Annotated in this window: 27 protein-coding genes and 1 tRNA gene; 11 read left to right on the forward strand and 17 right to left on the reverse strand. The window is 68.8% G+C overall.

Annotated elements, in window-relative coordinates; translation table 11 throughout:
* Window positions 1-81: 81 nt before the first annotated feature.
* The 3 genes from H4Q84_RS16780 (at window position 82) to H4Q84_RS16790 (ending at window position 2790) form a co-directional block, all read left to right on the forward strand.
* On the forward strand, window positions 82-1014 hold the full coding sequence (locus tag H4Q84_RS16780; RefSeq protein ID WP_248583671.1) for a polyprenyl synthetase family protein: 933 nt from the start codon (window positions 82-84) through the stop codon (window positions 1012-1014).
* Between the two features lie 36 nt (window positions 1015-1050).
* A complete protein-coding gene (locus tag H4Q84_RS16785) occupies window positions 1051-1794 on the forward strand; it encodes a TetR/AcrR family transcriptional regulator C-terminal domain-containing protein (protein ID WP_248580226.1) in 744 nt (247 codons plus the stop codon).
* A gap of 174 nt (window positions 1795-1968) precedes the next feature.
* The gene (locus tag H4Q84_RS16790) at window positions 1969-2790 is read left to right on the forward strand and encodes a hypothetical protein (protein ID WP_248580227.1); all 822 of its coding nucleotides are present in this window, start codon (window positions 1969-1971) and stop codon (window positions 2788-2790) included.
* A gap of 121 nt (window positions 2791-2911) precedes the next feature.
* Here H4Q84_RS16790 and rarD read toward each other — a convergent pair whose 3' ends face one another.
* Window positions 2912-3820 (reverse strand): EamA family transporter RarD, encoded by a 909-nt coding sequence (gene rarD / locus H4Q84_RS16795; RefSeq protein WP_248580228.1) that lies wholly within the window; start codon window positions 3818-3820, stop codon window positions 2912-2914.
* A gap of 104 nt (window positions 3821-3924) precedes the next feature.
* On the opposite strand from rarD, the gene H4Q84_RS16800 reads away from it, so the two are divergent.
* Window positions 3925-4317, forward strand: a complete 393-nt coding sequence (locus tag H4Q84_RS16800; RefSeq protein ID WP_248580229.1) for a hypothetical protein — start codon at window positions 3925-3927, stop codon at window positions 4315-4317.
* A 67-nt stretch (window positions 4318-4384) separates the two neighbouring features.
* Here H4Q84_RS16800 and H4Q84_RS16805 read toward each other — a convergent pair whose 3' ends face one another.
* Both H4Q84_RS16805 and H4Q84_RS16810 read right to left on the reverse strand, forming a co-directional pair.
* The gene (locus H4Q84_RS16805; RefSeq protein ID WP_248583672.1) at window positions 4385-5464 is read right to left on the reverse strand and encodes a 2-oxoacid:ferredoxin oxidoreductase subunit beta; all 1080 of its coding nucleotides are present in this window, start codon (window positions 5462-5464) and stop codon (window positions 4385-4387) included.
* A gap of 26 nt (window positions 5465-5490) precedes the next feature.
* Window positions 5491-7404 carry a 2-oxoacid:acceptor oxidoreductase subunit alpha gene (locus H4Q84_RS16810; protein ID WP_282580253.1) on the reverse strand — a complete coding sequence of 638 codons (1914 nt, stop codon included), beginning with the start codon at window positions 7402-7404 and terminating at the stop codon, window positions 5491-5493.
* A gap of 243 nt (window positions 7405-7647) precedes the next feature.
* Between H4Q84_RS16810 and H4Q84_RS16815 the strand changes: the two genes are divergently transcribed.
* From H4Q84_RS16815 to H4Q84_RS16830, 4 genes are read left to right on the forward strand one after another with little or no spacing between them, the layout of a single operon-like run.
* On the forward strand, window positions 7648-8697 hold the full coding sequence (locus H4Q84_RS16815) for a sulfate ABC transporter substrate-binding protein (RefSeq protein WP_248580230.1): 1050 nt from the start codon (window positions 7648-7650) through the stop codon (window positions 8695-8697).
* Window positions 8694-9548 (forward strand): sulfate ABC transporter permease subunit CysT, encoded by an 855-nt coding sequence (gene cysT, locus H4Q84_RS16820; protein ID WP_248580231.1) that lies wholly within the window; start codon window positions 8694-8696, stop codon window positions 9546-9548. The genes H4Q84_RS16815 and cysT overlap by 4 nt, the downstream gene beginning before the upstream one ends.
* A 13-nt stretch (window positions 9549-9561) precedes the next feature.
* Window positions 9562-10350, forward strand: coding sequence for a sulfate ABC transporter permease subunit (locus H4Q84_RS16825; RefSeq protein ID WP_248580232.1), 789 nt, complete (start codon window positions 9562-9564; stop codon window positions 10348-10350).
* Window positions 10350-11327, forward strand: a complete 978-nt coding sequence (locus H4Q84_RS16830; RefSeq protein WP_248580233.1) for a sulfate ABC transporter ATP-binding protein — start codon at window positions 10350-10352, stop codon at window positions 11325-11327. Before H4Q84_RS16825 ends, H4Q84_RS16830 begins: the two co-directional genes overlap by 1 nt.
* Window positions 11328-11432: 105 nt before the next feature.
* Here H4Q84_RS16830 and H4Q84_RS16835 read toward each other — a convergent pair whose 3' ends face one another.
* The 5 genes from H4Q84_RS16835 to H4Q84_RS16855 all read right to left on the reverse strand — a co-directional run bounded on the left by H4Q84_RS16835 (window position 11433) and on the right by H4Q84_RS16855 (window position 13817).
* Window positions 11433-11789: a HepT-like ribonuclease domain-containing protein gene (locus H4Q84_RS16835; protein ID WP_248580234.1), complete on the reverse strand. Its 357-nt coding sequence runs from the start codon at window positions 11787-11789 to the stop codon at window positions 11433-11435.
* Window positions 11790-11808: 19 nt separating this feature from the next.
* Window positions 11809-12102, reverse strand: coding sequence for a nucleotidyltransferase family protein (locus tag H4Q84_RS16840; RefSeq protein ID WP_248580235.1), 294 nt, complete (start codon window positions 12100-12102; stop codon window positions 11809-11811).
* A gap of 222 nt (window positions 12103-12324) precedes the next feature.
* A complete protein-coding gene (locus H4Q84_RS16845) occupies window positions 12325-12789 on the reverse strand; it encodes a tetratricopeptide repeat protein (protein ID WP_248580236.1) in 465 nt (154 codons plus the stop codon).
* Between the two features lie 81 nt (window positions 12790-12870).
* On the reverse strand, window positions 12871-13023 hold the full coding sequence (locus tag H4Q84_RS16850; protein WP_248580237.1) for a hypothetical protein: 153 nt from the start codon (window positions 13021-13023) through the stop codon (window positions 12871-12873).
* Between the two features lie 302 nt (window positions 13024-13325).
* Window positions 13326-13817, reverse strand: a complete 492-nt coding sequence (locus H4Q84_RS16855) for a YajQ family cyclic di-GMP-binding protein (RefSeq protein ID WP_248580238.1) — start codon at window positions 13815-13817, stop codon at window positions 13326-13328.
* Between the two features lie 124 nt (window positions 13818-13941).
* On the opposite strand from H4Q84_RS16855, the gene H4Q84_RS16860 reads away from it, so the two are divergent.
* Both H4Q84_RS16860 and H4Q84_RS16865 read left to right on the forward strand, forming a co-directional pair.
* Window positions 13942-14027: transfer RNA gene (locus H4Q84_RS16860), tRNA-Tyr, on the forward strand.
* A gap of 351 nt (window positions 14028-14378) precedes the next feature.
* Window positions 14379-15734, forward strand: coding sequence for an MFS transporter (locus H4Q84_RS16865; protein WP_248580239.1), 1356 nt, complete (start codon window positions 14379-14381; stop codon window positions 15732-15734).
* 49 nt (window positions 15735-15783) lie between these two features.
* Here the strand turns inward: H4Q84_RS16865 and H4Q84_RS16870 are convergent, their stop codons facing one another.
* The 4 genes from H4Q84_RS16870 to H4Q84_RS16885 are packed head-to-tail and all read right to left on the reverse strand — an operon-like array spanning window position 15784 to window position 19155.
* Window positions 15784-16119 carry a hypothetical protein gene (locus H4Q84_RS16870; RefSeq protein ID WP_248580240.1) on the reverse strand — a complete coding sequence of 112 codons (336 nt, stop codon included), beginning with the start codon at window positions 16117-16119 and terminating at the stop codon, window positions 15784-15786.
* A gap of 20 nt (window positions 16120-16139) precedes the next feature.
* A complete protein-coding gene (locus H4Q84_RS16875) occupies window positions 16140-17072 on the reverse strand; it encodes a phosphodiesterase (protein WP_248580241.1) in 933 nt (310 codons plus the stop codon).
* Between the two features lie 17 nt (window positions 17073-17089).
* Entirely contained in the window at window positions 17090-18298 is a 1209-nt protein-coding gene (fahA, locus tag H4Q84_RS16880; RefSeq protein ID WP_248580242.1) for a fumarylacetoacetase, read from the reverse strand.
* Complete coding sequence (locus H4Q84_RS16885) at window positions 18295-19155, reverse strand: hypothetical protein (protein WP_248580243.1); 861 nt, start codon at window positions 19153-19155, stop codon at window positions 18295-18297. The genes fahA and H4Q84_RS16885 overlap by 4 nt, the downstream gene beginning before the upstream one ends.
* A 70-nt stretch (window positions 19156-19225) precedes the next feature.
* Here H4Q84_RS16885 and H4Q84_RS16890 point away from each other — a divergent pair, with 70 nt between their 5' ends.
* Window positions 19226-20455, forward strand: coding sequence for a homogentisate 1,2-dioxygenase domain-containing protein (locus H4Q84_RS16890; protein ID WP_248580244.1), 1230 nt, complete (start codon window positions 19226-19228; stop codon window positions 20453-20455).
* 126 nt (window positions 20456-20581) lie between these two features.
* Here H4Q84_RS16890 and H4Q84_RS16895 read toward each other — a convergent pair whose 3' ends face one another.
* The 5 genes from H4Q84_RS16895 to H4Q84_RS16915 form a co-directional block, all read right to left on the reverse strand.
* Complete coding sequence (locus tag H4Q84_RS16895) at window positions 20582-21325, reverse strand: hypothetical protein (protein WP_248580245.1); 744 nt, start codon at window positions 21323-21325, stop codon at window positions 20582-20584.
* Window positions 21258-21584 carry a hypothetical protein gene (locus tag H4Q84_RS16900; protein ID WP_248580246.1) on the reverse strand — a complete coding sequence of 109 codons (327 nt, stop codon included), beginning with the start codon at window positions 21582-21584 and terminating at the stop codon, window positions 21258-21260. The genes H4Q84_RS16895 and H4Q84_RS16900 overlap by 68 nt, the downstream gene beginning before the upstream one ends.
* 75 nt (window positions 21585-21659) lie before the next feature.
* Window positions 21660-23576: an ABC transporter ATP-binding protein gene (locus H4Q84_RS16905; RefSeq protein ID WP_248580247.1), complete on the reverse strand. Its 1917-nt coding sequence runs from the start codon at window positions 23574-23576 to the stop codon at window positions 21660-21662.
* Window positions 23573-25462, reverse strand: coding sequence for an ABC transporter ATP-binding protein (locus H4Q84_RS16910; RefSeq protein WP_248580248.1), 1890 nt, complete (start codon window positions 25460-25462; stop codon window positions 23573-23575). The genes H4Q84_RS16905 and H4Q84_RS16910 overlap by 4 nt, the downstream gene beginning before the upstream one ends.
* Before the next feature lie 83 nt (window positions 25463-25545).
* The gene (locus H4Q84_RS16915) at window positions 25546-25689 is read right to left on the reverse strand and encodes a hypothetical protein (protein WP_248580249.1); all 144 of its coding nucleotides are present in this window, start codon (window positions 25687-25689) and stop codon (window positions 25546-25548) included.
* Between the last annotated feature and the right edge of the window lie 43 nt (window positions 25690-25732).

A 25732-nucleotide genomic window follows, 5' to 3' on the forward strand; every position in this document is an offset into this window, starting at 1 on the left:
ACCGACCCATCGCTCGAAACCGCTCCCGGCCTCGCCCTTCCCGTCACCGACCCAGGCCTGGCCGAGCGGCTCGCGGCCCGCATGACCGAGGTCGAGGAGGCGCTGGCCGGGCACGTCCGCAGCCGAGCGCCGTTCATCACGGAGGCAGCCAGCCACCTGATGGCGGCCGGCGGCAAGCGGTTCCGGCCGCTGCTGGTGCTGCTCGCGGCCGAAGCGGGCGACACCGCCGAGTCCGACGAGGTGATCCGCGCGGCCTGCGTGGTCGAGCTGACCCACCTGGCCTCGCTCTACCACGACGACGTGATGGACGAGGCCGACCTACGCCGCGGCGCCGACTCCGCCAATGCCCGCTGGGACAACCACGTCGCGATCCTCACCGGGGACTTCCTGTTCTCGAAGTCATCCGAGCTGACCGCCGACCTCGGCGCGGACGCCGTACGCATCCAGGCGCAGACCTTCACCCAGCTCGTCGAGGGCCAGATCCTCGAGACGGTCCAGCCCGGCCCGGGCGAGGACCCGCTCGCCCACTACCTCGAGGTGGTCGCGGGCAAGACCGGCGCCCTGATCGCGACGTCCGCGCGCTACGGCGCCCGCTTCGGTGGTGCGACCCCCGAGGTCGAGGAAGCCCTGACGCAGTACGGCGAGATCGTCGGCGCGTCCTTCCAGCTCAGTGACGACATCCTCGACATCGCGTCCGAGTCGGCCGACTCCGGCAAGACCCCGGGCACCGACCTGCGCGAAGGCGTCCCCACGCTGCCGGTGCTGATGGCCCGGGCCTCCACCGACTCGGCCGACGCCCGGCTGCTCGAGCTGCTCGACGCCGACCTCACCGACGACGCGCTGCACGCCGAGGCGCTGGCCCTCCTGCGTCAGCACCCGGCGATGGACCAGGCGCGTGCCTACGTCGCCGAGCGCGCCGCGGAGGCCAAGGCCCTGCTCGCGATCCTGCCCGCCGGCCCGGTCCGCGAGGCGCTCGAGGCCTTCGCCGACGTCGTGGCCGACCGCTCCACCTGACGCCGGTCTATTCTCTCGGGAGAGAAGGGGAGTCACATGCCGTCGAGCGATGCTGTGAAGGATGTCGACGCAGCCCTGGTCCAGGGCGAGGAGCCGCCGTCGAAGTCACGGCCCCTCGACCATGTTCTGATCGTCGCCGCGGCCATTGCGTACATCGACGAGCAGGGACTCCCTGGCCTCACGATGCGTCGGCTCGGTGCCATGCTCGGAGTCGAGGCGATGGCGCTGTACCGCTACGTGTCCGGCAAGGAGGAGCTGCTGGACGCGGTCGTCGACGAGTTGGTGGAGGGCATGCGGCTCGACGACGCGGTCGCGGACGCTCCCCACGACGGCTGGCAGGACTTCCTGCAGCGGCTGGCCCACGGCGTACGCCGGGTGGCGCTGCGCCACCCGAAGGCCTTTCCCTTGGTCGCATCGCGGCCCCCCGAGGCCCCGTGGCTCCGGCCACCGCTGCGCAGCCTCGACTGGGTCGAGGCATTCCTGTCGGGCCTGAGAGACGAGGGCTTCACCGACGAGGCCGCTGTCGCCGCCTACCGTGCATTCACCAGCTTCCTGCTCGGACACCTGTTGCTGGAGGTCTCCGCCCTCGGGGCCGATGTCGGGCCGCTCGACGTGCTCGACGATGGCGCCGAGAACCCCGGCGGCCTCGCGGACTTCCCGACTGTTCGTCGACTGCGTCGCGGCCTTTCCGAAGAGCATTCAGGTGCGGAGTTCGAGGAGGCGCTCAAGGATCTCCTCGACCGGCTTGCGCTCATCCGCAGCGAGCACGCCGACCAGTAGGACGCCGACCAGTAGGACTCTGCCCAGTTGGCGGCCTCGGGACGTTCGAGGACTTTGGCGTGTCCAAGAAAGTGCGGTTTACAACGTTGCCTTCAATGCATATGTGTGGTTAGTTTACGACGTAATGAAGATTCCGGCATCAGTTGGCCCTGCGCACACCGAAGGACAAAGCTCATGCGAGACACCCTGCAGGACAGCCTGAGAGACGGCCTCAGCACCATCGCCGAGTTCCTGCCGAAGTTTGTGCTGTTCCTGGTCATCCTGATCGTGGGGATGATCATCGCGAAGCTGATCGGCAAGGGACTGAGCGCACTGCTCGAGCGGGTCGGGTTCGACCGTGCCGTGGAGCGCGGCGGCGTGAAGAAGGCTTTGGCCAACTCCAAGATGGACGCCAGCGACATCATCGCGAAGCTCGTCTACTACACGCTCATGCTGTTCGTGCTGCAGCTCGCGTTCGGGGTCTTCGGCCCCAATCCGATCAGCGAGCTTCTGACTCAGGTCATCACCTTCCTGCCCAGCCTCATCGTCGCCATCATCATCTTGGTGATCGCCTCGTCCATCGCTGCAGCCGTGAAGGTGCTGGTTGAGGGCACCCTCGGCGGACTGTCGTACGGGAAGGCCGTCGCCAATGCGGCGTCGATCTTCATCCTCTTCCTCGGCGTCGTTGCGGCGCTCAACCAGGTCGGCGTTGCCACCACGGTCACCCTGCCGGTCCTCATTGCGATCCTGGCCACGGTGGGTGGCGTGATCGTGGTGGGCGTGGGTGGCGGCCTCGTCAAGCCCATGCAGCATCGCTGGGAGGGCTACCTCACCAAGGCTGAGGCCGAGGCTCCCCGCATCAAGGAGCACGCTGCGAACGCGCCCAGTGTCAGGGACCAGGCGGACTACGCCAAGGCCCGTGCTCAGGGTGCAACGCAGGACGTGGACCCCGGAGTCAGCCACGCCGGAGACTCTGGCTACGGTGACTCCTCCACCGAGAGCACGCGCCTGATGTGAGCAGAGCGGGGTCGGGTCCTGGGATTCCCGGACCCGACCCCGTGGCCACTCCTCCGGAGATGGTCCAGTCACCATCTGTCGTGATCGTCGGCTGCAGAGGACCGAACCCGACTGGGCTGCCTCACACGGGCGCGCTCTCCACGGCCAGCTGCATCTGTCGCCGGCGGTGACGCACCGTCTCGAACGTGAACACCGCCAACGCGACCCAGACGAGGAAGAAGCCGGCCCAGCGGCCCGCTGGCATGTCCTCGTGGAACCACAGCACGCCGAGGGCGAACTGGAGGATCGGGGCGAGGTACTGCAGCAGCCCGAGCGCCACCAGCGGCACCCGAGTGGCGGCGGCGCCGAACAGGATCAGCGGGATCGCCGTCACGATCCCGGTCGTGGTGAGCAGCAGAGCGTGACTGGTGCCGTGGGACCCGAAGTTGGACGCACCGGTTGCCACCAGCCAGCAGATGTACGCCGCGGCGAAAGGCCCGGAGATCGCCGTCTCCAGCGCCAACGACTCGACCGCGCCGGCGTCGGCCTTCTTCTTCGCCAAGCCGTACGTGCCGAAGCTGAACGCCAGCACGAGCGCGATCCACGGCGGCCGGCCGTAGTCGACGGTCAGCACCACGACGGCGAGCGTGGCGAAGCCCAGGGCTGCCCACTGCAGCCGACGCAGGGTCTCGCCGAGCACGAAGACGCCCATCAGCACGGTCACGAGCGGGTTGATGAAGTAGCCCAGTGACGTCTCGACGACGCGGCCGTTGTTCACGCCCCAGATGTACGTCGCCCAGTTGATGCTGATGACACCGGCCGCCAGAGTCAGCAGCGCCAGCCGACGCCGGTTGCGCACGAGAGCGACGAACTGTGCCCGGCGACCGAGCACCACCACGAGCACGCCCATCGTGATCGCCGACCACAGGATCCGGTGCGCCAGGATCTCGAAGGCCCCGGCAGGCTCGAGCAGCGTCCAGTAGAGCGGGAACGTGCCCCACAACAGGTAGGCGCCAGCGCCGTAGGCGAGTCCACGGCGCGATTCGACCACTCGAGGAGCATAAGCCGCGTCATGCCTCTACGATGATGCCGTCTTCACCGTGGGCGACAAGCACCTGCCCACACATCACCATCGACTCCCAGGGGGAAGTTTCCATGCGGATTGTCCGCGCACTGATTGCCATGTTCATTGCCGCGCTGCTCGGCACCTCGATCCTGTCCGTGGTCCCGGCCGGTGCCACCGACACGCTGCCCACACGCGTCATCACCGGCGAGCGCCAGGCGACGACCTACCGGGCCTTCAGCCTGAAGGGCAACATCGAGGCCTTCCCCAACGGGGAGGCCAACCTGCAGAAGAAGGCCTGTGGCTCCTGCAAGTTCAAGACGGTCAACAAGGTCAAGACCACTGCCTACGGCAACTACAAGACCAAGATCTTCACGCCTCCCACCGGCAAGTGGAAGTGGCGCGTCAAGGTCAAGGCCCAGGGCGGCTACGCCACCTCCTACAGCCCGGTCTTCGCCACCTTCTTCAAGGGCAACAAGCGCTGACGCTGGTCGGACGCAAGAAGGGCCCCGCCGACGGCGGGGCCCTTCTCTCATGTCCGGGGTCGAGGCCTCAGACGACCGTCCACGTGTCGCCGCCACCGATCAGCGCGCCGAGGCGCTCCGTCGGGTCAGCCGCGTTGTCGCCGCTGGCGGTCCTGAGCTGCGCGCGCGCCTGGTCGTCGTACGTCGCGCGCTCGACCTGCCGGAAGATGCCGATCGGTGACTGGTTGAGGTAACCGGAGTCGGTCAGCCGCGAGATCGCGAACGCCATGGTCGGGTCGGGGCTGTGTGCGTCGTGCACTAGGAGGGCGTCGGCGCTGACGTCGGCCACGTCCATCACCTTCACGCCGCCGGTCGAGGAGTCGCGGATCAGGCCCTTGGAGCCCTCCCCAGACTCAGACAGAGCCCCGAAGCGGATCGGCTCGCCGTGCACCAGCGGGATGATCGCGTCGGCCTTGGTGTCGGGGTTCTTGATCGCGTCGAAGGCGCCGTCGTTGAAGATCGGGCAGTTCTGGTAGATCTCCACGAACGACGTGCCGCGGTGCGCCGCGGCCGCCGACAGCACCGACGTCAGGTGCTTGCGGTCGGAGTCGATGGTGCGCGCGACGAAGGTGCCCTCGGCCCCGAGCGCCAGCGACACGGGGTTGAACGGGTGGTCGACCGAGCCCATCGGCGTCGACTTGGTGACCTTGCCGGTCTCGGACGTGGGGGAGTACTGCCCCTTGGTCAGGCCGTAGATGCGGTTGTTGAACAGCAGGATCGTCATGTTGACGTTGCGGCGCAGCGCGTGGATCAGGTGGTTGCCGCCGATCGACAGCGCGTCGCCGTCGCCGGTGACGACCCAGACCGAGAGGTCGCCGCGCGCGGTCGCGATGCCGGTCGCGATCGACGGCGCGCGGCCGTGGATCGAGTGCATGCCGTAGGTGTCGAGGTAGTAGGGGAACCGCGACGAGCAGCCGATGCCGGAGACGAAGACGATGTTCTCGCGGCGCAGGCCGAGGTCGGGCAGGAAGCCCTGCACGGCCTTGAGCACTGCGTAGTCACCGCAACCCGGGCACCAGCGCACCTCCTGGTCGGACGTGAAGTCCTTGCCGGTCTGTGGTGCGGCGTCCGGATCGACGGTGGGAACCGACTCGATGCCCGACGTCAAGCCGGGGAACGGCAGGTCGGTGGTGGTCACGACAGCGCCTCCTCAGGAGCAGTGGTGGCGAGATCTACGTCGATGCCCTCGGCCTGCGACACCAGCTCGCCGATGGCCTCGGCCAGCTCGGCGGCCTTGAGCGGCAGCCCTCGCACGTGGTTGTAGCCGACCGCATCTACAAGGTACGTCGCGCGCAAGAGCATCGACAGCTGGCCGAGGTTCATCTCGGGCACAAGCACCTTGTCGTAGCGCTCGAGGATCTCACCGAGATCGTTGGGGAACGGGTTGAGGTGGCGCAGATGCGTCTGCGCGACGTGGTAGCCGGCCTTGCGCACGCGTCGTACGCCGGCTCCGATCGGGCCGTAGGTCGAGCCCCAGCCGAGCACGAGCACCTTGGCGTCACCCGTCGGGTCGTCGACCACGAGCGGCGGCAACGAGTCGGCGATGCGCTGCACCTTGGCCGCGCGGGTGCGGACCATGAAGTCGTGATTGGAGGGGTCGTAGGAGATGTTGCCGTGCCCGTCGCCCTTCTCGAGGCCGCCGATGCGGTGCTCGAGACCAGGGGTGCCGGGGATGGCCCAGGGTCGGGCCAGGGTCTCCTCGTCACGCAGGTAGGGCCAGAAGTCGGACTTGCCGTCCTCGAGGGCGTGGTTGGTCGCGGTCGCGAAGTCGGGGTCGATGGTGGGCAGCTCGGAGAGCTCGGGCACCCGCCACGGCTCGGAGCCGTTGGCGAGCATGCCGTCGGAGAGCAGCATCACCGGCGTGCGGTAGGTGACGGCGATGCGGACCGCCTCGAGGGCGGCGTCGAAGCAGTCGCCGGGTGACTGCGGCGCCACGATCGGCACCGGGGACTCGCCGTTGCGGCCGAACATCGCCTGCAGCAGGTCGGCCTGCTCGGTCTTGGTGGGCAGGCCGGTGGACGGCCCGCCGCGCTGCACGTCGACGACGATCAGCGGCAGCTCGGTCATCACCGCGAGGCCGATGGCCTCCGACTTGAGCGCGAGGCCGGGGCCTGAGGTCGTGGTGACGCCCAGGGTGCCGGCGAATGATGCGCCGATCGCGGCGCCCACGCCGGCGATCTCGTCCTCGGCCTGGAACGTGGTGACGTCGAACGACTTGTGCTTGCTCAGCTCGTGGAGGATGTCGGAGGCCGGCGTGATCGGGTAGGACCCCAGGAAGATCGGCAGGCCCGACTGCACGCCGCCGGCGATCAGGCCGTAGGACAGCGCGAGGTTGCCGGTGATGTTGCGGTAGGTGCCCGACGCCATCGGGGCGGGCTTGATCTCGTAGCTGACGCTGAAGGCCTCGGTGGTCTCGCCGAAGAAGAACCCGGTCTTGAACGCCGTGATGTTGGCGTCGCGGATGTCGGGGACCTTGGCGAAGCGCCGGGTGAGGAACTCGACGGTCGACTCGGTCGGACGGCCGTACATCCACGAGAGCAGGCCGAGGGCGAACATGTTCTTCGCACGGGCGGCGTCCTTGCGGGAGAGGCCGAACTCCTTGACCGCCGCCACCGTCATGCCGGTGAGGTCTAGCGGGTGCAGGGAGTACGCCGAGAGCGAGTCGTCGTCGAGTGGAGAGACGGTGTAGCCGGCCTTGCTCAGGTTGCGGCCGCTGAAGTCATGGGTGTCGACGATGATCGTGGCGCCCTTGGGCAGGTCGCCGAGGTTGGCCCGAAGGGCCGCGGGGTTCATCGCGACCAGAACGTCCGGCGCATCGCCGGGCGTGAGGATGTCGTGGTCGGCGAAGTGCACCTGGAAGCTGGAGACACCCGGGAGGGTGCCCTGAGGGGCGCGGATCTCGGCCGGGAAGTTGGGCAGCGTCGACAGGTCGTTGCCGAACGCCGCGGACTCCTGGGTGAAGCGGTCGCCCGTGAGCTGCATGCCGTCACCGGAGTCACCGGCGAACCGGATGATGACCCGGTCCAGTTGCTTGACCTGCTTTGTCACCGCGGGGTCACCTGACGCCTCTCTCTGTTCTCGTCCTGCCGTGATGGTGCGACCACCCCACGATATCGCCGCTGTCGACTCGATCCCCACCGTCTCCCGACGTGGACGAGCGCATGGCGTGATGCACGACACGTCTCAGCGCACGGTCTGCAATGGCGAGTAATCGAGCATTACCCACTAAAGTAAGCGACTTAGGACAGATCGGCCCGGACTCGACGGGCCCCCATGACATGAGGAATGAACATGTTGACCCAGCTCAAGACCGGCCGTCGCCGGCTCGCCCTCGCCGCAGCAGTTGCCGGCCTTCTCGCCACCACCGCGTGCTCGGCCAGCAACGGCGCCGCCTCAGAGGACAACCAGCTCAGCGTGGTCGGCTACTCGGTGCTCCAGGCCGCCAACAAGCCCGTCTTCGAGGACTTCGAGGACACCGCCGAGGGCAAGGACGTCGCCTTCAAGACGTCGTACGGCGCCTCCGGTGACCAGTCCCGTGCCGTGGCCGGTGGCCTCGACGCCGACTATGTCCACTTCTCCCTCGAGACCGACGTCACCCGCCTGGTCGACGCCGGCCTGGTCGCCGACGACTGGAAGGACGGCCCCACCAAGGGCATCGTCACCTCGTCGGTCGTCGTGTTCGTCGTTCGCGAGGGCAACCCCAAGAACATCCAGACCTGGGACGACCTGGTCAAGCCGGGCGTCGAGATCATCACGCCCAACCCGGGCTCGTCGGGCTCCGCTCGCTGGAACATCCTGGCCGGCTTCGGTCACGTGACCGCCAACGGCGGCACGGAGGAAGAGGCCACCGCCTACACCAAGAAACTGCTCGAGAACACGATCGCGCTGCCGGGCTCCGGCCGCGAGGCGACCACCGCGTTCACCTCGGGCAACGGCGACGTACTGCTCTCCTACGAGAACGAGGCCATCCTGGCCCGGCAGAACGGCGAGGCCGTGGACTACATCATCCCGCCCGAGACGCTGCTGATCGAGAACCCCGGCGCCGTCACCACCGACGCCAAACCGGCCGCTGCGTCGTTCCTCGACTTCCTGCTCGGCCCGGTCGCGCAGGAGGAGTACGCCAAGAGCGGCTTCCGCCCGGTCATCGACGGTGTCGAGACCGACGTCGAGGGTGCCAACCACCCGAGCGACCCGTTCCCGGCTCCCGGCAAGCTGCTCACCATCGATGGTGACTTCGGTGGCTGGGCAGACGCGGCCAGCAAGTTCTTCGCCGACGGCGAGGACGGCGGCGCGCTCGGCATCATCCCGCAGCTGCAGCAGGACACGGGCAAGACCGAATGACCTCGGCGGTCCTCACCCCGTCCCGGAGGGAGCCCAGCCCTCCGGGGTGGGGGTCTGCCTTCCACAGCACGCTGGGCCGCGGCTCGGCGCTGGGCCTCGGCCTGGCCATGACGTGGTTCAGCCTGCTCGTGCTCATCCCGCTGTCGGCGATCGTGGTCACCGCCGGCACAAACGGCTGGGGACAGTACGCCGACACGCTCGGCAACGCCCAGACCTGGGCCGCGATCCGGCTGACCGTCGGCCAGGCGCTGATGGTCACCGTGATGAACGTGGCCATGGGCACCGTCATCGCCTGGGTGCTTGTCCGTGACCGCTTCTGGGGCAAGCGCGCACTCGACGTGGTCATCGACATCCCCTTCGCGCTGCCGACGATCGTGGCCGGCCTGGTGCTGCTCGGCCTCTACGGCAAGGGTGGTCCGCTCGGGCTCGAGTGGGCCAACACCACCAAGGCCGTGTGGCTGGCGCTGGCGTTCGTGACCCTGCCGTTCGTCGTACGCACCGTGCAGCCGGTGCTCGAGGAGCTCGAGCACGACGTCGAGGAGGCTGCCGCGTCCCTGGGCGCCTCGCCGCTGACGACGTTCCGGCGGGTGGTCCTGCCCAGCCTGCTGCCGGCCATCGCCGCCGGCGCCGCGCTGTCGTTCGCCCGCGCTATCTCGGAGTACGGCTCGCTCGTCCTCCTCAGCGGCAACCTGCCGTTCAGGACCGAGGTGGTGTCGGTGCGCGTGCTGACGTTCATCGAGAACGGCAACAACGCCTCCGCGGCAGCGCTGGCGACGATCATGCTCGCCGTCGCGCTGTTCGTCATCGTCGTGCTCGACATCCTCCAGCGACGGGTGGCGCGTCGTGGTTAGGACATCCCTCCCCGTGAAGTGGGCCCTGCGGGTGCTCGCGATCGGCTATGTGTTCCTGCTCGTCGCGTGGCCGGTGGCGCTGGTCGTCCGGCACACGTTCGAGGACGGCTTCACCACGATGCGCGACACGCTGGCCGACGAGTCGGTGCAGGGCGCGCTGGCGCTCACCGGCGAGGTCGCGCTGTGGGCGGTCGTGATCAACCTGGTCTTCGGCGTCGGCATCTCGCTGCTGTTGGTGCGCTTCGAGTTCCCGGGCAAGCGGTTGCTCTCGGCGCTGGTCGACCTGCCGATGTCGGTCTCGCCGGTCGTCGTCGGTCTGGCCCTGCTACTGGTCTACAACGGCCGCACCGGCTGGTTCGGTCCGACGCTGGAGAGCAACGGCCTCCAGGTCATCTTCAACTCGCCGGGCATGATCATGGCCACCTGTTTCGTGGCCCTGCCGCTGGTGATCCGCGAGGTCGTGCCGGTCTTGAACGAGATCGGCGATGACCAGGAGCAGGCGGCGCGCTCGCTCGGCGCCAACGCGCTGCAGACCTTCCGGCGGATCACGCTGCCCAGCATCAAGTGGGCGGTCGTCTACGGCGTCGTACTGTCCCTGGCCCGCTCGCTCGGTGAGTTCGGCGCGGTGAAGATCGTCTCGGGCAACTTCACCGGCCAGACCCAGACCGCAACCCTGGTCGTCGAGCAGAAGTACCAGAACTTCGAGCAGTCGTCGGCCTATGCGACGTCCTTCCTGCTCGCCTTCGTCTCGGTGCTCTGCATCGTCGTCGTCTCCCTCCTCCGACCCAAGGAGTCACACTGATGTCCATCGACGTCTACGGTGTCAGCAAGCTGTTCGGTGACTTCGTCGCTCTCGACGACGTCACCGTGTCCCTGCCTACCGGCCAGCTGACCGCCCTGCTCGGGCCGTCCGGCGGCGGCAAGTCGACGCTGCTGCGGATCATCGCCGGCCTCGACACCGCCGACGCCGGCAGCGTGTCCATCGAGGGCGTCGACGCCACGAAGCTGCCACCGCAGAAGCGCAACGTCGGCTTCGTCTTCCAGCACTACGCCGTCTTCAAGCACCTGTCGGTGGCGCGCAACGTCGCGTTCGGGCTCGAGATCCGCAAGCGTCCCAAGGCCGAGGTGGCCGAGCGCGTGGACGAGCTGCTCAAGCTGGTGCACCTCTCGCAGTTCGCGCACCGGCTGCCGTCGCAGCTCTCCGGTGGGCAGCGCCAGCGGATGGCGCTGGCGCGCGCGCTCGCCGTCGAGCCGAAGGTGCTGCTGCTCGACGAGCCGTTCGGCGCCCTCGACGCCAAGGTCCGCAAGGAGCTGCGTGAGTGGCTGCGCCGACTGCACGACGAGGTGCACGTGACGACCGTCTTCGTCACCCACGACCAGGAGGAGGCCCTCGAGGTCGCCGACGAGATCGTGGTGATCAACGAGGGCCGGGTCGAGCAGGTCGGCACCCCCGACACGCTGTACGACGAGCCGGCCAACGATTTCGTCATGTCGTTCCTCGGCGACGTCACCTCGCTCGGTGGCGTGACGCTGCGGCCGCACGACATCGAGATCGCCACCGCCCCGCACCTCGCGGGCGCGGTCGAGGGCGAGGTCTCCCGCCTGCTGCGCATCGGCTTCGAGGTGCGGGTGAGCGTGCTGACTGTCGACGGCGACGACGTGACGGTCCTGCTCACCCGCACCCACGCCCGTTCCCTGGGCATCGAGGAGGGCAGCACGGTGTGGCTGACGCCGGCGACCGGGGCGATCGTCGTACCGAGGATGCAGGCGGTCGGCTGACCCGTCAGGGGTAGTTGGTGTACGGGGTGTTGGCGGCTGGTGCGACGCGGTGAGCGCCGGTTGAGCGTGAATCCGCGGCCTTTGCGTACGTCGTGAGGTGGTCGGTCACGGCTGTTCCTCGATCTCTTGCGGACTGTCTGCGGACTGCCCTGCTGCTTCGAGGAGCTGGATGGCCGACTTCAATGCCTCGATCAAGCCGGGGAGGTCGACCTCGGCGGTGTCGCGGATGATCCTGGTGGAGATGTTCCAGTATCCGTGGACGATTCGATTTCGCAGGAGTGAGGCCTTCGTCCACGGGATCTCCGCGTGTGTGGCCTTGAAGGCCTGTGGAAGCTGGGCGGACGCCTCGCCCAGAATGGTGAAGTTCCAGAGGATCGACTCGCGGGTCCTGCGATCGTCGTTCAGTTGCTCGGGTGTCAGGTCGCCGATGAGCTCGATGATGCTGCTGGCGGCGTCGACCATCTCCCGGAGGAAAAGGATCTCAGGCCGCGTAGAACGCTTGGGCATCCGCCAGAATCGCTTCGCGAAGATACTTGTTGATGCCGTCCCGGGGGACAAGGTCGACGGGTCGACCGAACAACGCGGCGAGTTCGTCTTCCAGGTCGAAGAAAGCGAACCCTAAACGGGCATCGGGCTTCAACTCATACAGCAGGTCGACGTCGCTGTCGGGTCCGTCATCGCCACGGCTCACCGAGCCAAACACCTCAAGCCGTGCGACGCCGTAGCGTTCGCACACCTCGCGGAGACGCTCGGCGTCCACGGTGATCGTGACCATTGGTCCATGGTAGGCGTCAGTGCTGTCTGCCGTTGCGGTGAACCCGTTCGTCGCGTCACCTGGCGAGCCTCCGCAATCGACGAAGAGTCTTGGCGTCGGCCCTGACCACGCCTATCTCTTGTCCGTGACGGGGGTAGACGGGACCCCGCGCAGCGAGGTCGAGCGCGGTGCGGGCGGCCCGTTGGGTCGTCTCTTTGTCGCCGAGCGCCTTCGCCGCACGAATCAGCGCGAGGTCGAACCGGAAATGGCGTTTGGGAAGGGAATGCTGAACTCGTCGATCCAGGTGCCGAGAAGCCTCGCTGCCTGCTCGACCGACTCCTTGTCGCGTCGGTCTAGCAGGATCTCGGCGAGGGACACATGGACGCAGCCGCTCGTCCCACTCAACGTGGGGTAGTCGGCAATGAGACGCCGATAGTACGTCGCGGCTCGGGGCGGGTCGTCATGCCGATATGAATCCCCGAGGTGTTCAAGCGATCCCGACACCTGCGGCCAGTGCTCGTCCGCCGACTCAATAATTCGCGTCCACAGCTCCCGGGCTGCATCGACGTGTCCGGCTTCCCGAAGCGCGAGCCCCTTGATTCTCATGTACTGGGCTCGGTTGCCGGCTCTACTACGTCCAAGCCGCGCCTCAAAGTCCGCCCGTGCCTCCGACCCCCAATCGGGTGAACGAAACCAGTCGTCAGCCATCTGTGGTCACCGGAACTCCGACACGACTTCGATGATTCCGACGATGTGCTTGTTGAACTCGTCCAGATCTTCGGCCGGGGATCAAGTACTCGAGGATCGTCTGGCCGCCGGCTTGCAGACTTCGTATCTGTCGAGGAACTCCTTCTCGACCTCGAACCGGGTCACGTACCCGACGCCGCTTGCCTTGACAATCCAGTCGCGGGCGATTCGTGTGGCGTAGTCCTCGTTGAGCACGGGGTAGAAGATCGGTTGGTCCGGCAGGCGCGGCGGCCACGCCGTCCAGCCCGAGGCCTCGACCAGGGCCAGCTCGTCAGCGTCTCATCGCAGCGGGCTGTGACGTGGTCACCGTCCAGCGCGCACTGGGCCACGCCAGTGCCTCAATCACCCTCAACACCTACAGCCACCTGTGGCCCACCGCGGAGGACCGCCCCCGAGCGGCCGCGCCCGAGTTGATGCGGCTGGTCGGCGTAGTCCCTGCGGACTCTGTGCGGACTTACGAGCAGTGACAGCGCGCTGACCTGCGCAAACAGGTCAGTTCAGCGGTAGTTGGTGAACTGCACCGCGAACTCGTAGTCCTGCGACTTCACCAGCGCCTGCACGGCCTGGAGGTCGTCGCGCTTCTTCGACGACACCCGGAGCTCGTCACCCTGGACCTGTGCCTTGACGCCCTTGGGGCCCTCGTCGCGGATCAGCTTGGAGATCTTCTTGGCGTCCTCGGAGGTGATGCCCTCCTTGAGCGTGATGGAGATCTTCGACAGCTGGCCGGAGGCCCGCGGCTCGGACGCGTCGAGGATCTTCAGGCTCTGCTGGCGCTTGATGAGCTTGTCCTTGAAGACGTCGAGCACCGCGGTGGCGCGGTCATCTGCGGAGGCCGTGATCTCGATGGCCTGCTCGCCCTGCCACTCGATGATGGCTCCGGTGCCCTTGAAGTCGAAGCGGGTCGCGACCTCACGGGCCGCCTGCCCGAGGGCGTTGTCGACCTCCTGGCGGTCGAGCTTGCTGACGATGTCGAACGACGAGTCGGCCATGGTGTTCCTCCGGGTGCAGTTCTTCTGCGGGCTCTTGTAGTGGCGTTTTTCTTCGGGCGCACTGCCTGCGCTATTGTTTCGTCCTGCTTGCGGCGGCGCCACACGGCCCCCGCGACACCACCATGGCAGGTTGCCCGAGCGGCCAATGGGAACGGACTGTAAATCCGTCGGCTTATGCCTACGCAGGTTCGAATCCTGCACCTGCCACCAGGTGTGACAGCCTCCGATTCGTCGGGGGCTGTCAGCATTTTCGCACCGGGCCAGGTCGTAGTGCCAGCAGACGATGGTGCCGCGCGCCGCCTGAGCCGATGATGGCTGTCTCGACCCCACTCCGTGGAACCCTGCATGATGCACCTTCTCGCCTGCCTGGCCGCCGTTGCCCTGGTGGCGGTGAGCCCACGGGATTGAGTGGAAGGTCGATGACGTCGGTGTTCGCACGCATCGGGGTGGGCGACCGCACGCAGGTCATGGTGTGGGCCCAGCGCCGCGGCGTGGGGGACTGACCCGGTCCCGGGCCGACGGCGTTGCTGGGATGCGCCACTGCGATGCGAGAATGGCATCGTGTCGGAGGCCGTAGGGGAGCGTGCGCAGGTCCACGACATCGGCCGTCGCCGAGCGTGGCTGATCTGGGTCGTCGCGCTCGCGGTCTACATGCTCGCGGTGTTCCACCGCAGCTCGCTCGGTGTGGCCGGCCTGCTGGCCGCCGACCGGTTCGACGTCACCGCCACTCAGCTCGCCTTCTTCACAGTGCTGCAGCTGCTGGTCTACGCCGGCCTGCAAGTGCCCGTCGGAGTCCTGCTCGACCGCTACGGCTCCCGTCGGCTGCTGATCGCCGGCCTCGTGCTGATGACAGCCGGCCAGCTGGCCTTCGCCTTCTCCACGACGTTCGCGACGGCGGTGCTGTCTCGCGCGTTGCTGGGCGCGGGCGACGCGATGGTCTTCGTGAGCGTCATCCGGCTGGTGACCGTCTGGTTCCTCGTGCGCCAGGCGCCGATGGTCACCCAGCTCACGGGCGTCGTCGGCCAGATGGGCGCGATCGTGGCCGCCGCGCCGTTGTCCTTCCTGCTGCGCGAGCTCGGCTGGACGCGTGCCTTCGCGATCGCCTCGAGCATCGGTGTCGTGCTGATGGTTCTGGTCGTCATGGTCGTCAAGGACTCGCCGTACCAGCGGGCCGAGGTGGTCACCGTCAAGCTGCGCGCGCTGGCTCAGTCGGTGCGACTGGTGTGGGGCAACCCCGGCACCCGGCTCGGCATGTGGTCGCACTTCGCCTCGCAGTTCAGCGTCACCGTCTTCTCGCTGCTCTGGGGCTTCCCGTTCCTCGTGCGCGGCCAGGGCTGGACGGAGTCAGCGGCCAGCACGCTGCTGATGGCGATGATCGGCTGGGTCGTCGTGAGCGGGTTCGTCCTCGGGGCGCTGGTGGCGCGCTATCCCTTCTACCGGTCCTGGATCGTGATCGGCGTCGTCGTCACGATGATGGCCGCCTGGGCGGCCGTGCTGGTGCGGACGACGCCGGCGCCGACCTGGTTGGTCGTGCTCCTCGCCTTCGCCACCGCGTCCGGCGGACCCACGTCGATGGTCGGCTTCGACCTGGCACGCTCCTTCAATCCCGTGCAAGCGATCGGTCGCGCCAACGGCATCGTCAACGTCGGCGGGTTCATGGCGTCGCTGCTCTGCATGGCACTGATCGGCGTGGTGCTCGACCTGCGCCAGGACGGCGGCATGGACTCCTACGACCTCGGTGACTTCCGGGTGGCGATGTCCGTGCAGTTCGCGTTCTGGGTGCTCGGCATCATCCAGGTGCTGCGCTTCCGGCGACGCGGGATCGCGCATCTAGAGCGCGTCCACCCCGGCGCGGTGGAGCAGATGCGTGCCGGGACGCCATGGGTGCACCCCGGGCTCGGCGAGGAAGGCGTGTAGGTCCCGTCAACCAACGGACCAATCGCTCCCGGCGCTGCGATCTCCACGCTCAGCTCGACGCGGACGACCCTCGATAGGTCCGATGGCTGACGGGGATGCGGCGACGTACGACGAGCCTCGCCACCCCTGCCACCAGGCCCACCGCCAGCGGAATCGGTGCGAGCTGCAGCCGGTGCCTGGCCTTCGCGATGCAGCGCGCACTCCAGGCTGCGTCGTCGGGCCGCAACTCGCCACCCTTGTTCGGTGCCCCCTGACGAACGAGGGAGACAGATGAGGAGCCGCAGTCGGTGCGGCCGACTGTAACGGTGTCGGCGTGGGGGTGGAAACCGATCAGGACGAGGGTCGCGACCAGGCACGCAGCGGCGAGCCATCCGAGTGGGGTCACGACTCGCGCTGCTGGGGTCACTACTCGATGACCTGGCCGACGTCGGACGCGTAGAACGGCGAGTCCTTGCGGGAGAGGATGTCGCGGCGCTCTTCAGCGGTGAGCGCCTCGACCTGCTGGGCCACGTCGGAGGGGAAGCCGCTGACCTCTGGCGCCGTGGCCACGGGCACGATCGAGTGGACGATCCGGTCGTCGTACACGTGCAGCATGGTGAAGGACTGGTGGGCGTCGACCCCGGAGATGAAGCGGGCATCCGGTGCCGGGTCGGAGGTGTAGCAGGTCGCCGATGCGATGCTGACCGGCACGCCGGCGAACGTGGAGTACGACGTGAAGTGGAAGTGGCCGCCGAGGATGCCGCGCACGTCGGTGCCGGCGATGACGCCGGCGAGGCGGTGCTGGTCGAGCAGCTCGATGATCCCCGCGGCCGGCGTCATCGGCACCGGGATAGGCGCGTGGTGCATGGCGAGCAGGGTGCCGTGCGGCGCGGGCGTGGCCAGCACCTCCGCGAGCCAGACCAGCTGGTCTCCGTCGAGCTCACCGTGGTGGAATCCGGGCACGCTGGTGTCGAGCGCGACGATCCGCAGACCGCCGATGTCGTGCACGCGGTCCTGCGGGCCGGCGCCGTCCTCGTCGTACAGCCCGGCAGCGAACTCCGCGCGCTCGTCGTGGTTGCCCATGGTCCACACGACCTCGGCTCCGAGCTCGGCAGCGACGGGCTCGACGATCTCGCGCAGCAGTGCGTACGCCGCGGGCTCGGCCTTGTCGGCCAGGTCGCCGGTGAACACCAGCGCCCTTGGCGCCGGGTTGAGGTGTGCGAGTCGCCCGAGGGCTTCGCGCAGCTTGTCCTCGGTGTCGATGGCGCCGTACTGCTTGACGCCTCCCGCGAGGAGGTGCGGGTCGGAGATGTGGGCGATGACGTGCCCCGGGTGCGGGTGCTGGCCGTACTGGATCACGGGCAGAGCGTAGCCACTCAGAGCGCCGGAGCAATCGTGCCAGTGACCTCGCCGAGCGTGATGCGGCCGCCGGCCGTGCCGGGGGCCGAGTAGCGCAGCACCACGACGTCCCCGTCCTCGAGGAACGTGCGCTCGCGGCCGACCGCCGTGAACGGCTCCTTGCCGCCCCACGACAGCTCGAGGAACGACCCGCGCTGGTCCGGCTCCGGTCCGCTGATCGTGCCCGAGCCCCAGAGGTCGCCGGTGCGCGTGGACGCGCCGTTGACCGTGAGGTGGGCGAGCATCTGGGCGGGTGACCAGTACATCGAGGAGTACGACGGCCGCGAGACGACCTCGTCGTTCAGCACCACCTCCACCTCGATGTCGAGACCGCGGGTGGCGCCGGCGGAGAGGTAGGGCAGCGGCTCGGGGTCCTGGCCGGGCAGCTCGACCCAGGCCGCGTCGAACGCCGCCAGCGGGGTGACCCACGGCGAGATCGAGGTGGCGAAGCTCTTGCCGAGGAACGGCCCGAGCGGCACGTACTCCCAGGCCTGGATGTCGCGCGCGCTCCAGTCGTTGAGCCCGACCACGCCGAAGCAGTGGTCGGCGAAGGCCTCGGTGGTGATCCGGCTGCCGAGCGTCGAGCCGGTGCCGACGACGAACCCGAGCTCGGCCTCGATGTCGAGTCGCGCCGACGGCCCGAAGGTCGGTGCGTCGTCGGTCGGCGCCTTGCGCTGGCCGTGCGGTCGGACGATGTCGGTGCCGGAGGGTACGACGGTGCCGCTGCGGCCGTGGTAGCCGACCGGGAGGTGCCGCCAGTTGGGCAACAGCGGCTCCTGGTCGGGGCGGAAGATCCGGCCGACGTTGGAGGCGTGGTCGAGGGAAGCGTAGAAGTCGACGTAGTCGCCGACCAAGAACGGCATCCGCAGTGTCACGTCAGCAACGGCCACCAGGTGCGGCTCGACGACGTCCCGCTCGGTCTCGTCGGTGAGCAGCCCGGTCAGCCACTGCCGCACGGAGTCCCACACCGGCCGACCCGCGGCCATCAACGGGTTCAGCGTCGTCGCCTCGAAGAGGTGGGAGACCTCCAGCATGTCGGCGGCCGCCACCGGCGCGAGGTCGAGGACGAGGTCGCCGATGCGCACGCCGACGCGCGGCTCCTCACCTGCGCGCTCGAACACGGCGTACGGCAGGTGGTCGACGTCGAATCCGGAGCTCGCGGCTCCGTCGACCCAGCTGGTGGTCATGGTCTCTCCTTGAGGAGTCCGAGGGTGAGCAGGTCGTCGAGCGGCTCGCGCACCGAGCAGGAACCGAAGGAAGTGAACCACCGACGGGCGCCGGCCAGGTCGGTCTCGCTGCTGCGGTCGGCCAGGGCAGGGCCCTCGCGGGACTCGAGCAGGGCAACGGCGTCGTCGGCGGTCGCGCCGTCGAAGAGCGCACCAGTCGCCAGCAGCACGTTGAGGAAGCCGTGGTGCTCGAAGCCGGTGGCGTCGTCACGATGGCGTACGGCGTTGTGCAGGCCCGCCGTGCACTTGAACGGCGTCTCGCGGTCGAGCGCGGCGTCGATCCAACTCGCGATCTGACCGGCCGCGGGGAAGAGGTTGGCGTCGACACCGCCGGTGCGGAACTTCAGCCTGAGCTCGGCGGCCGCGACCTCGTCGGCGGCGCCCAGCCAGCCCGCGCCGGGAACGGTCTGGGGCAGCTCGACGAACACCTCGGTGTCGTCATCGAGTAGGCCGTCGCTGCGGGCCGCGTCGACGGCCGCGACCACTCGGCGGGCGTTGCCGGCCAGGTCGTCGAGGTCGCGCAGCGCGATCTCTAGACCCGCGACGTGGTGGTCGCGCCGGCCGGCGAGCTTGAGGGCACCGGCGATCGCGCCCGCGCCGCCGGTGACCACGATCGAGAGCGGCATGCCTGCGTCCAAGGAGCCGATGTCGGTGTCCTTGCAGACGAACGAGCCGACCAGGTCGGCGTACCACTCGGAGCTGCGGGCGGCGTACGACTCGACGGCATCGGCGAGCCGGGCGTTGCCGGGCGGGAAGATGGCGGCGTCGTCGAGCAGGCCCGACCAGGCAGGGGGCAGGGACGCGGGGCTGGTTGACACGGTCGATACTCTAGCCCCGAGGCGCATAGCGGACGCAAACGTCCGATAGTCGAAACATGGAGGAGTGCGCATGACCTTCTACCGCACCGTCGGCGACATCCCGCCCAAGCGGCACACCCAGCACCGCGATCCCGACGGCAACCTCTACCGCGAGGAGCTGATGGGGGAGGAGGGCTTCTCCTCCGACTCGTCGCTGCTCTACCACCGCGGCGTGCCGTCGGCGATCACCGACAGCGTGGTGTGGGAGGTGCCCGACCAGACGCGCACGCCCAACCATCCGCTCAAGGCGCGGCACCTGAAGCTGCACGATCTCGAGTTCGCTGACGGCGACGCGGTGACGGGCCGCCGGATGATCCTGGGCAACAACGACGTGCGCATCGCGTACGTCGTCACGGGCACTGATGCCTCCTCGCTCTACCGCAACGCCATCGGCGACGAGTGCGTGTACGTCGAGTCCGGCGCCGGCACCGTCGAAAGCGTCTTCGGCGTGGTGGCCTATCGCACCGGCGACTACGTGGTGATCCCGCGCGCCACCACGCACCGGTGGGTGCCGAGCGAGCCGTCGCGGCTCTACCCGATCGAGGCCAACAGCCACATCCACCCGCCCAAACGCTACCTCTCGCGCTTCGGGCAGTTCCTCGAGCACGCGCCGTACTGCGAACGCGACCTCCACGGACCCACCGAGCCGCTGCTAGTCGAGGGCAGCGACGTCGACGTGCTCGTCAAGCACCGCGCGGGCGGTGCCGTGGTCGGCACGACGATGACGTACGCGACGCACCCGTTCGACGTGGTCGGCTGGGACGGCTGCCTCTACCCCTACACGTTCAACATCGACGACTACATGCCGATCACCGGCAAGATCCACCAGCCGCCGCCGGTGCACCAGGTCTTCGAGGGCTGGAACTTCGTGGTCTGCAACTTCCTGCCCCGCAAGGTCGACTACCACGAGCTCGCGATCCCGGTGCCCTACTACCACTCGAACGTCGACTCCGACGAGGTGATGTTCTACGTCGGCGGTGACTACGAGGCCCGCAAGGGGTCCGGCATCGGCATCGGCTCGATCTCGCTGCACCCGGGCGGCTATGCCCACGGCCCGCAGCCGTCGGCGATCGAGGCGTCGCTGGGCGCCGACTACTTCGAGGAATCGGCCGTCATGGTCGACACCTTCGCGCCGCTCGATCTCGGCGAGGCTGGACTGGCGTGCGAGGACTCGGCGTACGCCTGGACCTGGGCGGGCCGCGGTCCGGCCGCTGCGGATGACACCGGCGACGGTGGCCCCGCGGTGTTCAGCAACTCCTGATCACGTTTAGTTGAGTTGCGCCCCCGTCCCCGTTGAGTTGCGCCCCTGTCCCCACGCGCTGGGTACGCAGGCGCAACTGAACGGTGCGCGAGGCGCAATTCAACGAGGCGGTCAGCCCGTTCGAGATCAGGGTGCGACCGGGGCGCCGGTCAGCATCTTGTAGGTGTACGCCGTGCCGATCAGCACCACAGGCACGGTGAGCAGCGCCCCGACTCCGCACGCGAGCAACCCGGCCAGGGCGACGAAGCCACCGACGACGTACCAGAGCAGGGCGGGGCCGATGTTGTCCTTGACCAGGCTGACGCTCGCCTTGACGGCGTCGGTCGGGGCCAGCCCCTTGTCGAGGACGAAGTAGAGCGAGTAGCTGGTCAGGAAGCCGACGACCAGCCCGGGGACGTAGCAGAGCAGTGTGCCCGCGAAGGTGAGGGCGCCGACGATCAGGCTGGTGACGAATACCGGCCAGATCTTGTCGGTCTTCAGCATCTCCGCGGTCTTGAACTCGCGACCTTCGGTGATGCCCAGCGCGCCCCGGATGAGGCCGGAGGCGAACACCTGGAGGACGACGAGGGCGAGGGCGCTGATGAGAGCGTTGACGACGAGCACGGTCAGGAACCCGGATCCCTCGTCGATGCGGACCTCTCCGGTGCTGGCGTTGAACTCTGCCTCGCCGCTGTCGAGCAGCAGCCACTGGAGCACCCCGACCATCACGACCGTCGCCACGACGCCGACGAACAGCACGAGCATGGCGAGGACGAGCTGGGTGATGTTGGACTGGAGCTTGTTCCAGCCATAGGTGAGCGCTTCACCCAGGTCCCAGCGCGGACCGGGGGCCGGTGGCGGGGAGTACGGGGGAGGCTGTTCGTACGACATGGGTGCAACGTAGCGGCAGCGCCCGGAAGCGCAGGGCGTCGCGTTGCGGCGGATCCTCAGCTCTGGGCGACGTCTTGGCCTCGAACAGCGTCGCTCCGATGCCCCGGACGTCGGTCGCGGCGCTCGCCGGGCCGCCGCGCGCCTGCTCGGGAGTGAGGTGCTCGCGTGACCCCGGGCCGCGGCGTACCGGACCCGGCGGTCGGGCGACGCTGCGGTCGATCAGCACCGCGACGCCGTCGCAGAGCCTCTCTCGCAACACGTTCGACGCCAGGCGTGACGGCGGGCAGTCGGGCAGTGTCCGTTGGTCCTGGTACCGCGGATCAGGCGGTCTGCGCTACGAGGTCCAGGCGCGCCAGAGGGCGGCGTACTCGCCATCTAGATCGACCAGCTCGTGGTGGCTGCCGAGCTCGACGATGCGGCCGTCGATGACCACCGCGATGCGGTCGGCGTCGTGAGCCGTGTGCAGCCGGTGGGCGATCGCGACGACGGTGCGGCCCTCGAGCAGGTTGTTCATCGAGCCCTCGAGGGTGCGGGCGGTGCGGGGGTCGATGAGCGAGGTGGCTTCGTCGAGCACCAGCGTGTGCGGGTCGGCGATGATCAGCCGTGCCAGCGCGACCTGCTGTGCCTGCGCCGGCGTGAGGGCGTAGCGGCCGGAGCCGATCACCGTGTCGAGCCCCTGCGGCAGGCGCTCGACCCAGAGCAGCGACCCGACCGCGCGCAGCGCCTGGCGTACGGCGTCGTCATCGGAGTCCTCGCGGGCCAGCACGATGTTGTCGCGCACCGAGCCGATGAAGACGTGGTGCTCCTGGGTGACGAGCGCGACCTCGGTGCGCAGCACCTCGAGCGGCAGGTCCACCAGCTCGACGCCGCCGATGGTGGCCGAGCCCGTCCGCGGCCGGTTGATGCCCGACAGCAGGCGGCCCAGCGTCGACTTGCCCGAGCCACTCGGCCCGACGATGGCCAGCCGCTCGCCGACGCCGAGGCGCAGGTCGACGCCGTGGAGCACGTCGTGGCCCTCGCGGTAGGCGAACCGGAGGTCCGTGCCGACCAGGTCGATGCCGTCGGGGAGGTCGTCGCCGGCCTCGCGGTCGGGCTTCACCTCGGCGATGCCGAGCAGCCGGCTCGTCGACGCGGCGCCGACCTGCAGCCGGTCGATCTCGCCGATCAGCCGGTCGAGCGGGTCGCCCAACGCCTCGACGTACAGGACGGCCGCGGTGATCTGGCCGAGGTCGACCCAGCCGCGGGTGTAGGCGTAGGCACCGACGAGCAGGGTGATGACGCGCGGTGTCTGGAAGGCGAAGTTGAGAGCCATGAAGAGCAGGTTGCGCAGCGTCATGCCGTAGCGCTCGGCCTGCGCCGACACTTCGATGTCGCCGTCGCCGGCGCGGACCCGCACGCCGGAGAGGCCCAGCGCCTCGAGGGTGCGCGCGCCCTCGACGGTCTCGGTGAGCGTGGTGTTGATGCGGGAGTAGGTCGCGCCCTCGGTGATGTAGCCCTTGGGTGCGCGTCGCAGGTAGCCGCGCACGGCCCAGGCCGAGGTGGCGAAGGTGAGGAGCGCCGGCACCGCGAGGATCACCGAGTTGAGCAGCATCGCGCCGATCGAGAGCGTCACCGTCAGCAGCGAGATGATCGCCATCGGCAGGCCGTACTGGACCGAGCGGCTCATCGTGCCGACGTCGCGCGTGACGCGGGTGACGAGGTCGCCGGTGCTCGCGCTCTCGACCGCACCGAGCGGCAGCCGCAGGATCGTGCGCACGATGTATTCACGGGCCGTCGAGAGCAGGTCCTGGCCGAACAGGGTCGAGGTGCGCTGGGCGACAAAGGTGAACGCCGACTGCAACAGCACCACCCCGACGATCACCAGCGCGAGCTCGTTGAGCGGCAGGCCGCCGCCGCCGACCGTGGTGTTGACCAGCTCGCCCAGGAGTCGGGGCACCACCAGGCCGGTGGCCGCAGCCGAAGCGTTGAACACCACCAGGGCGATGAACCTGCCGCGTCGGCTGCCCAGCAGCTCACGGAAGAAGGTCAGCACGGCGCGGTTGCCCGACACCGGCCAGCCGCGCTTGGGGTTGCGGGAGGCCGCGTAGACGTCCTCGGCCCGCTGACGGCGCAGGTCGTGGCGTGCCCAGAGCGCGGTGTTGCGCTCCATGGGGGCCGCGTCGACGGGCGGGATCAGCTCCGGCGGGATGACCGGCGGGTCCAGGTGGCGGTCGCGCCAGGTGTCGGGGGAGGTCTCCAGCAGATCGGTCATCGCGAGACCCCCTCGTCGATGTCGTCGAGGGACCTGGCCACCACGCTGCGGTAGGCCGCGTCGTTCTCGAGCAGGTCGGCGTGCTCGCCGTCGGCGACGACCAGGCCGTCCTGGAGGAGTACGACGCGGTCGGCGTGGTGCAGCCACAGCGGCGACACAGTGCAGACCACGGTCGTGCGGCCGCGGCGGAGGTCGGTCACCCGCTCGGCGATGCGGGCCTCGGTGTGGGCGTCGACGGCGGAGGTCGGCTCGACCAGCACCAGGATCGGCGCGTCGACGGCGAGCGCGCGTGCCAGCACCACGCGCTGCCGCTGACCACCGGAGAGCCCGCGACCACGCTCGTCGAGCTCGCCCTGCCAGCCCTCGGGCAGCGCGTCGTACACGTCCTCGGCGTTGGCGACGCGCAGTGCGGCCTCGGCCTGCTCGCGGGTCAGCCGGCCGTGCGGGTCGATGGCGTCCTGGAGGGTGCCGGCGAACAGGCCGCTGCCGGTGTCGCTGACCAGCACCTGGCGTCGTACGTCGTCGAGGAGGGCCGCAGACAGGTCGACGCCACCCAGCCGCACGCCCCACTCACGGGTCGCGGCCTCCTCATCGCGGGCGGCGATGCGGGCGCGGCGGCGCTCGCGGTCGGCCCGCGCCTGACGGGCGGCGCGGCCCTTCAGGCCGTCACCGTCGTCCTCGCCGACGGGGTCGGTGTCGGGCGGGAGGTAGCGGCCGAGCCGGTCGGCCAGCGCCGAGCTCTGCTCGGGCACCGCGCTCACGACCACCGTCAGCTGGCCGGGTTGGGCGCCGAAGCCACTGAGGTCGTCGAAGATCTCGGCGTTGCCGTCGAGCGGCTGCGGCTCGGCCGGCTCACGCCACGGCGGGCGCTGCTCGAAGATCGCGATCGCCTTGCGGGCGCTCACCAGCGCACGGGTCGACTTCTGGGCGAGCTCGAAGAACGTGCGGATCGGGCCGACCATGAAGAGGCCGTAGCCAAGGAAGCTCACCAGCTGGCCGACGCTGAGCTCGCCGGAGTTGACCTGGCGGGTGCCGAGCCAGACGAGGCTGACCAGGAAGACACCGGAGAACAGCACGCCGACGGCTTCGACGGCGGCCTGCCAGATGCCGGACGAGACACCGGCCTTGCGGGCCTGCTGCGACTGGTTGGCGTAGTTGCGGCCGAACGTCTCCTCGCCGCCGATGCCGCGCAGGATGCGCAGCCCGGCCACGATGTCGGTGGCCATCGAGGTCAGCTCGGAGTTGCGGCTGCGCTCGATCTGCTGGCGGCGGTGCAGCGGCCGGAGCAGCGGCAGGGCGGCGCCGAGGAGCACCGGGGCGGCGACCAGCACGAGCACGCCGAGCTGCCACGACATCGACAGCACGATGGCTGCGACGGTCAGGTAGGAGACGAACTGCGCAGCGGAGCGCGCCAGGATCTCGGTCAGCGCACCGAACTCGTCGGAGTCGCTCGACGCGACGCTGAGCACCTCGCCGGTCGGCGAACGACGAGGCAGCACGTGCCCCATCTGGGCGATCTTGCGAGTCACCATCTGGGTCGTGCCGTAGAGGCTGATCAGCCAGCTGCGCACGATCAGGGTGTGGAAGACGACGCCGAAGATGCCGCCGACAACGACCACGCCGAGCATCACGGCCGACCACTTCAGCAGGTCGGTCGTCGAGCTGCCGAGGATGCCGTCGTCGACCGCCTTGCCGAAGATGTAGGGGCCGAACGTCAGCGGCATCAGCCACAGCAGGCACGCCAAGGACGACAGTGCGATGACCTGCCACTGCTGCCGCAACATCCACTTCAGGAACGCCGCAGGCGTCCGGGTGTCGGGGTCCGGAGTGGGTGCGTCGTTCGTGCCGGTGAAGAACGTCGCGATCCGTGGTGGGAAGTCCTGCATTGGATGTCCAGCCTAGGTGCCCGCACTGACATCGCGCGAAGCATTAAAGACAGGGCGCGTCTTCGAGCGAGAAGGCCTGCGCGTCAGACCGCGGCGTACGCCGGGTTGTCGATGTAGCCGGCCGCGCCGCCGCCGTACATCGTCGGCTTCACGAGCTCGTCGAACTCCCAGCCGTTGCGCAGCCGCTCGGACAGGTCGGGGTTGGCGATGTAGGCCCGGCATCCCACGCGTCGACCACCGCGTCGACCACCGCGTCGAAACCGGCCGTGC

Origin of the sequence: Nocardioides sp. InS609-2 (assembly GCF_023208195.1) — a bacterium.
Classification (GTDB): domain Bacteria; phylum Actinomycetota; class Actinomycetes; order Propionibacteriales; family Nocardioidaceae; genus Nocardioides.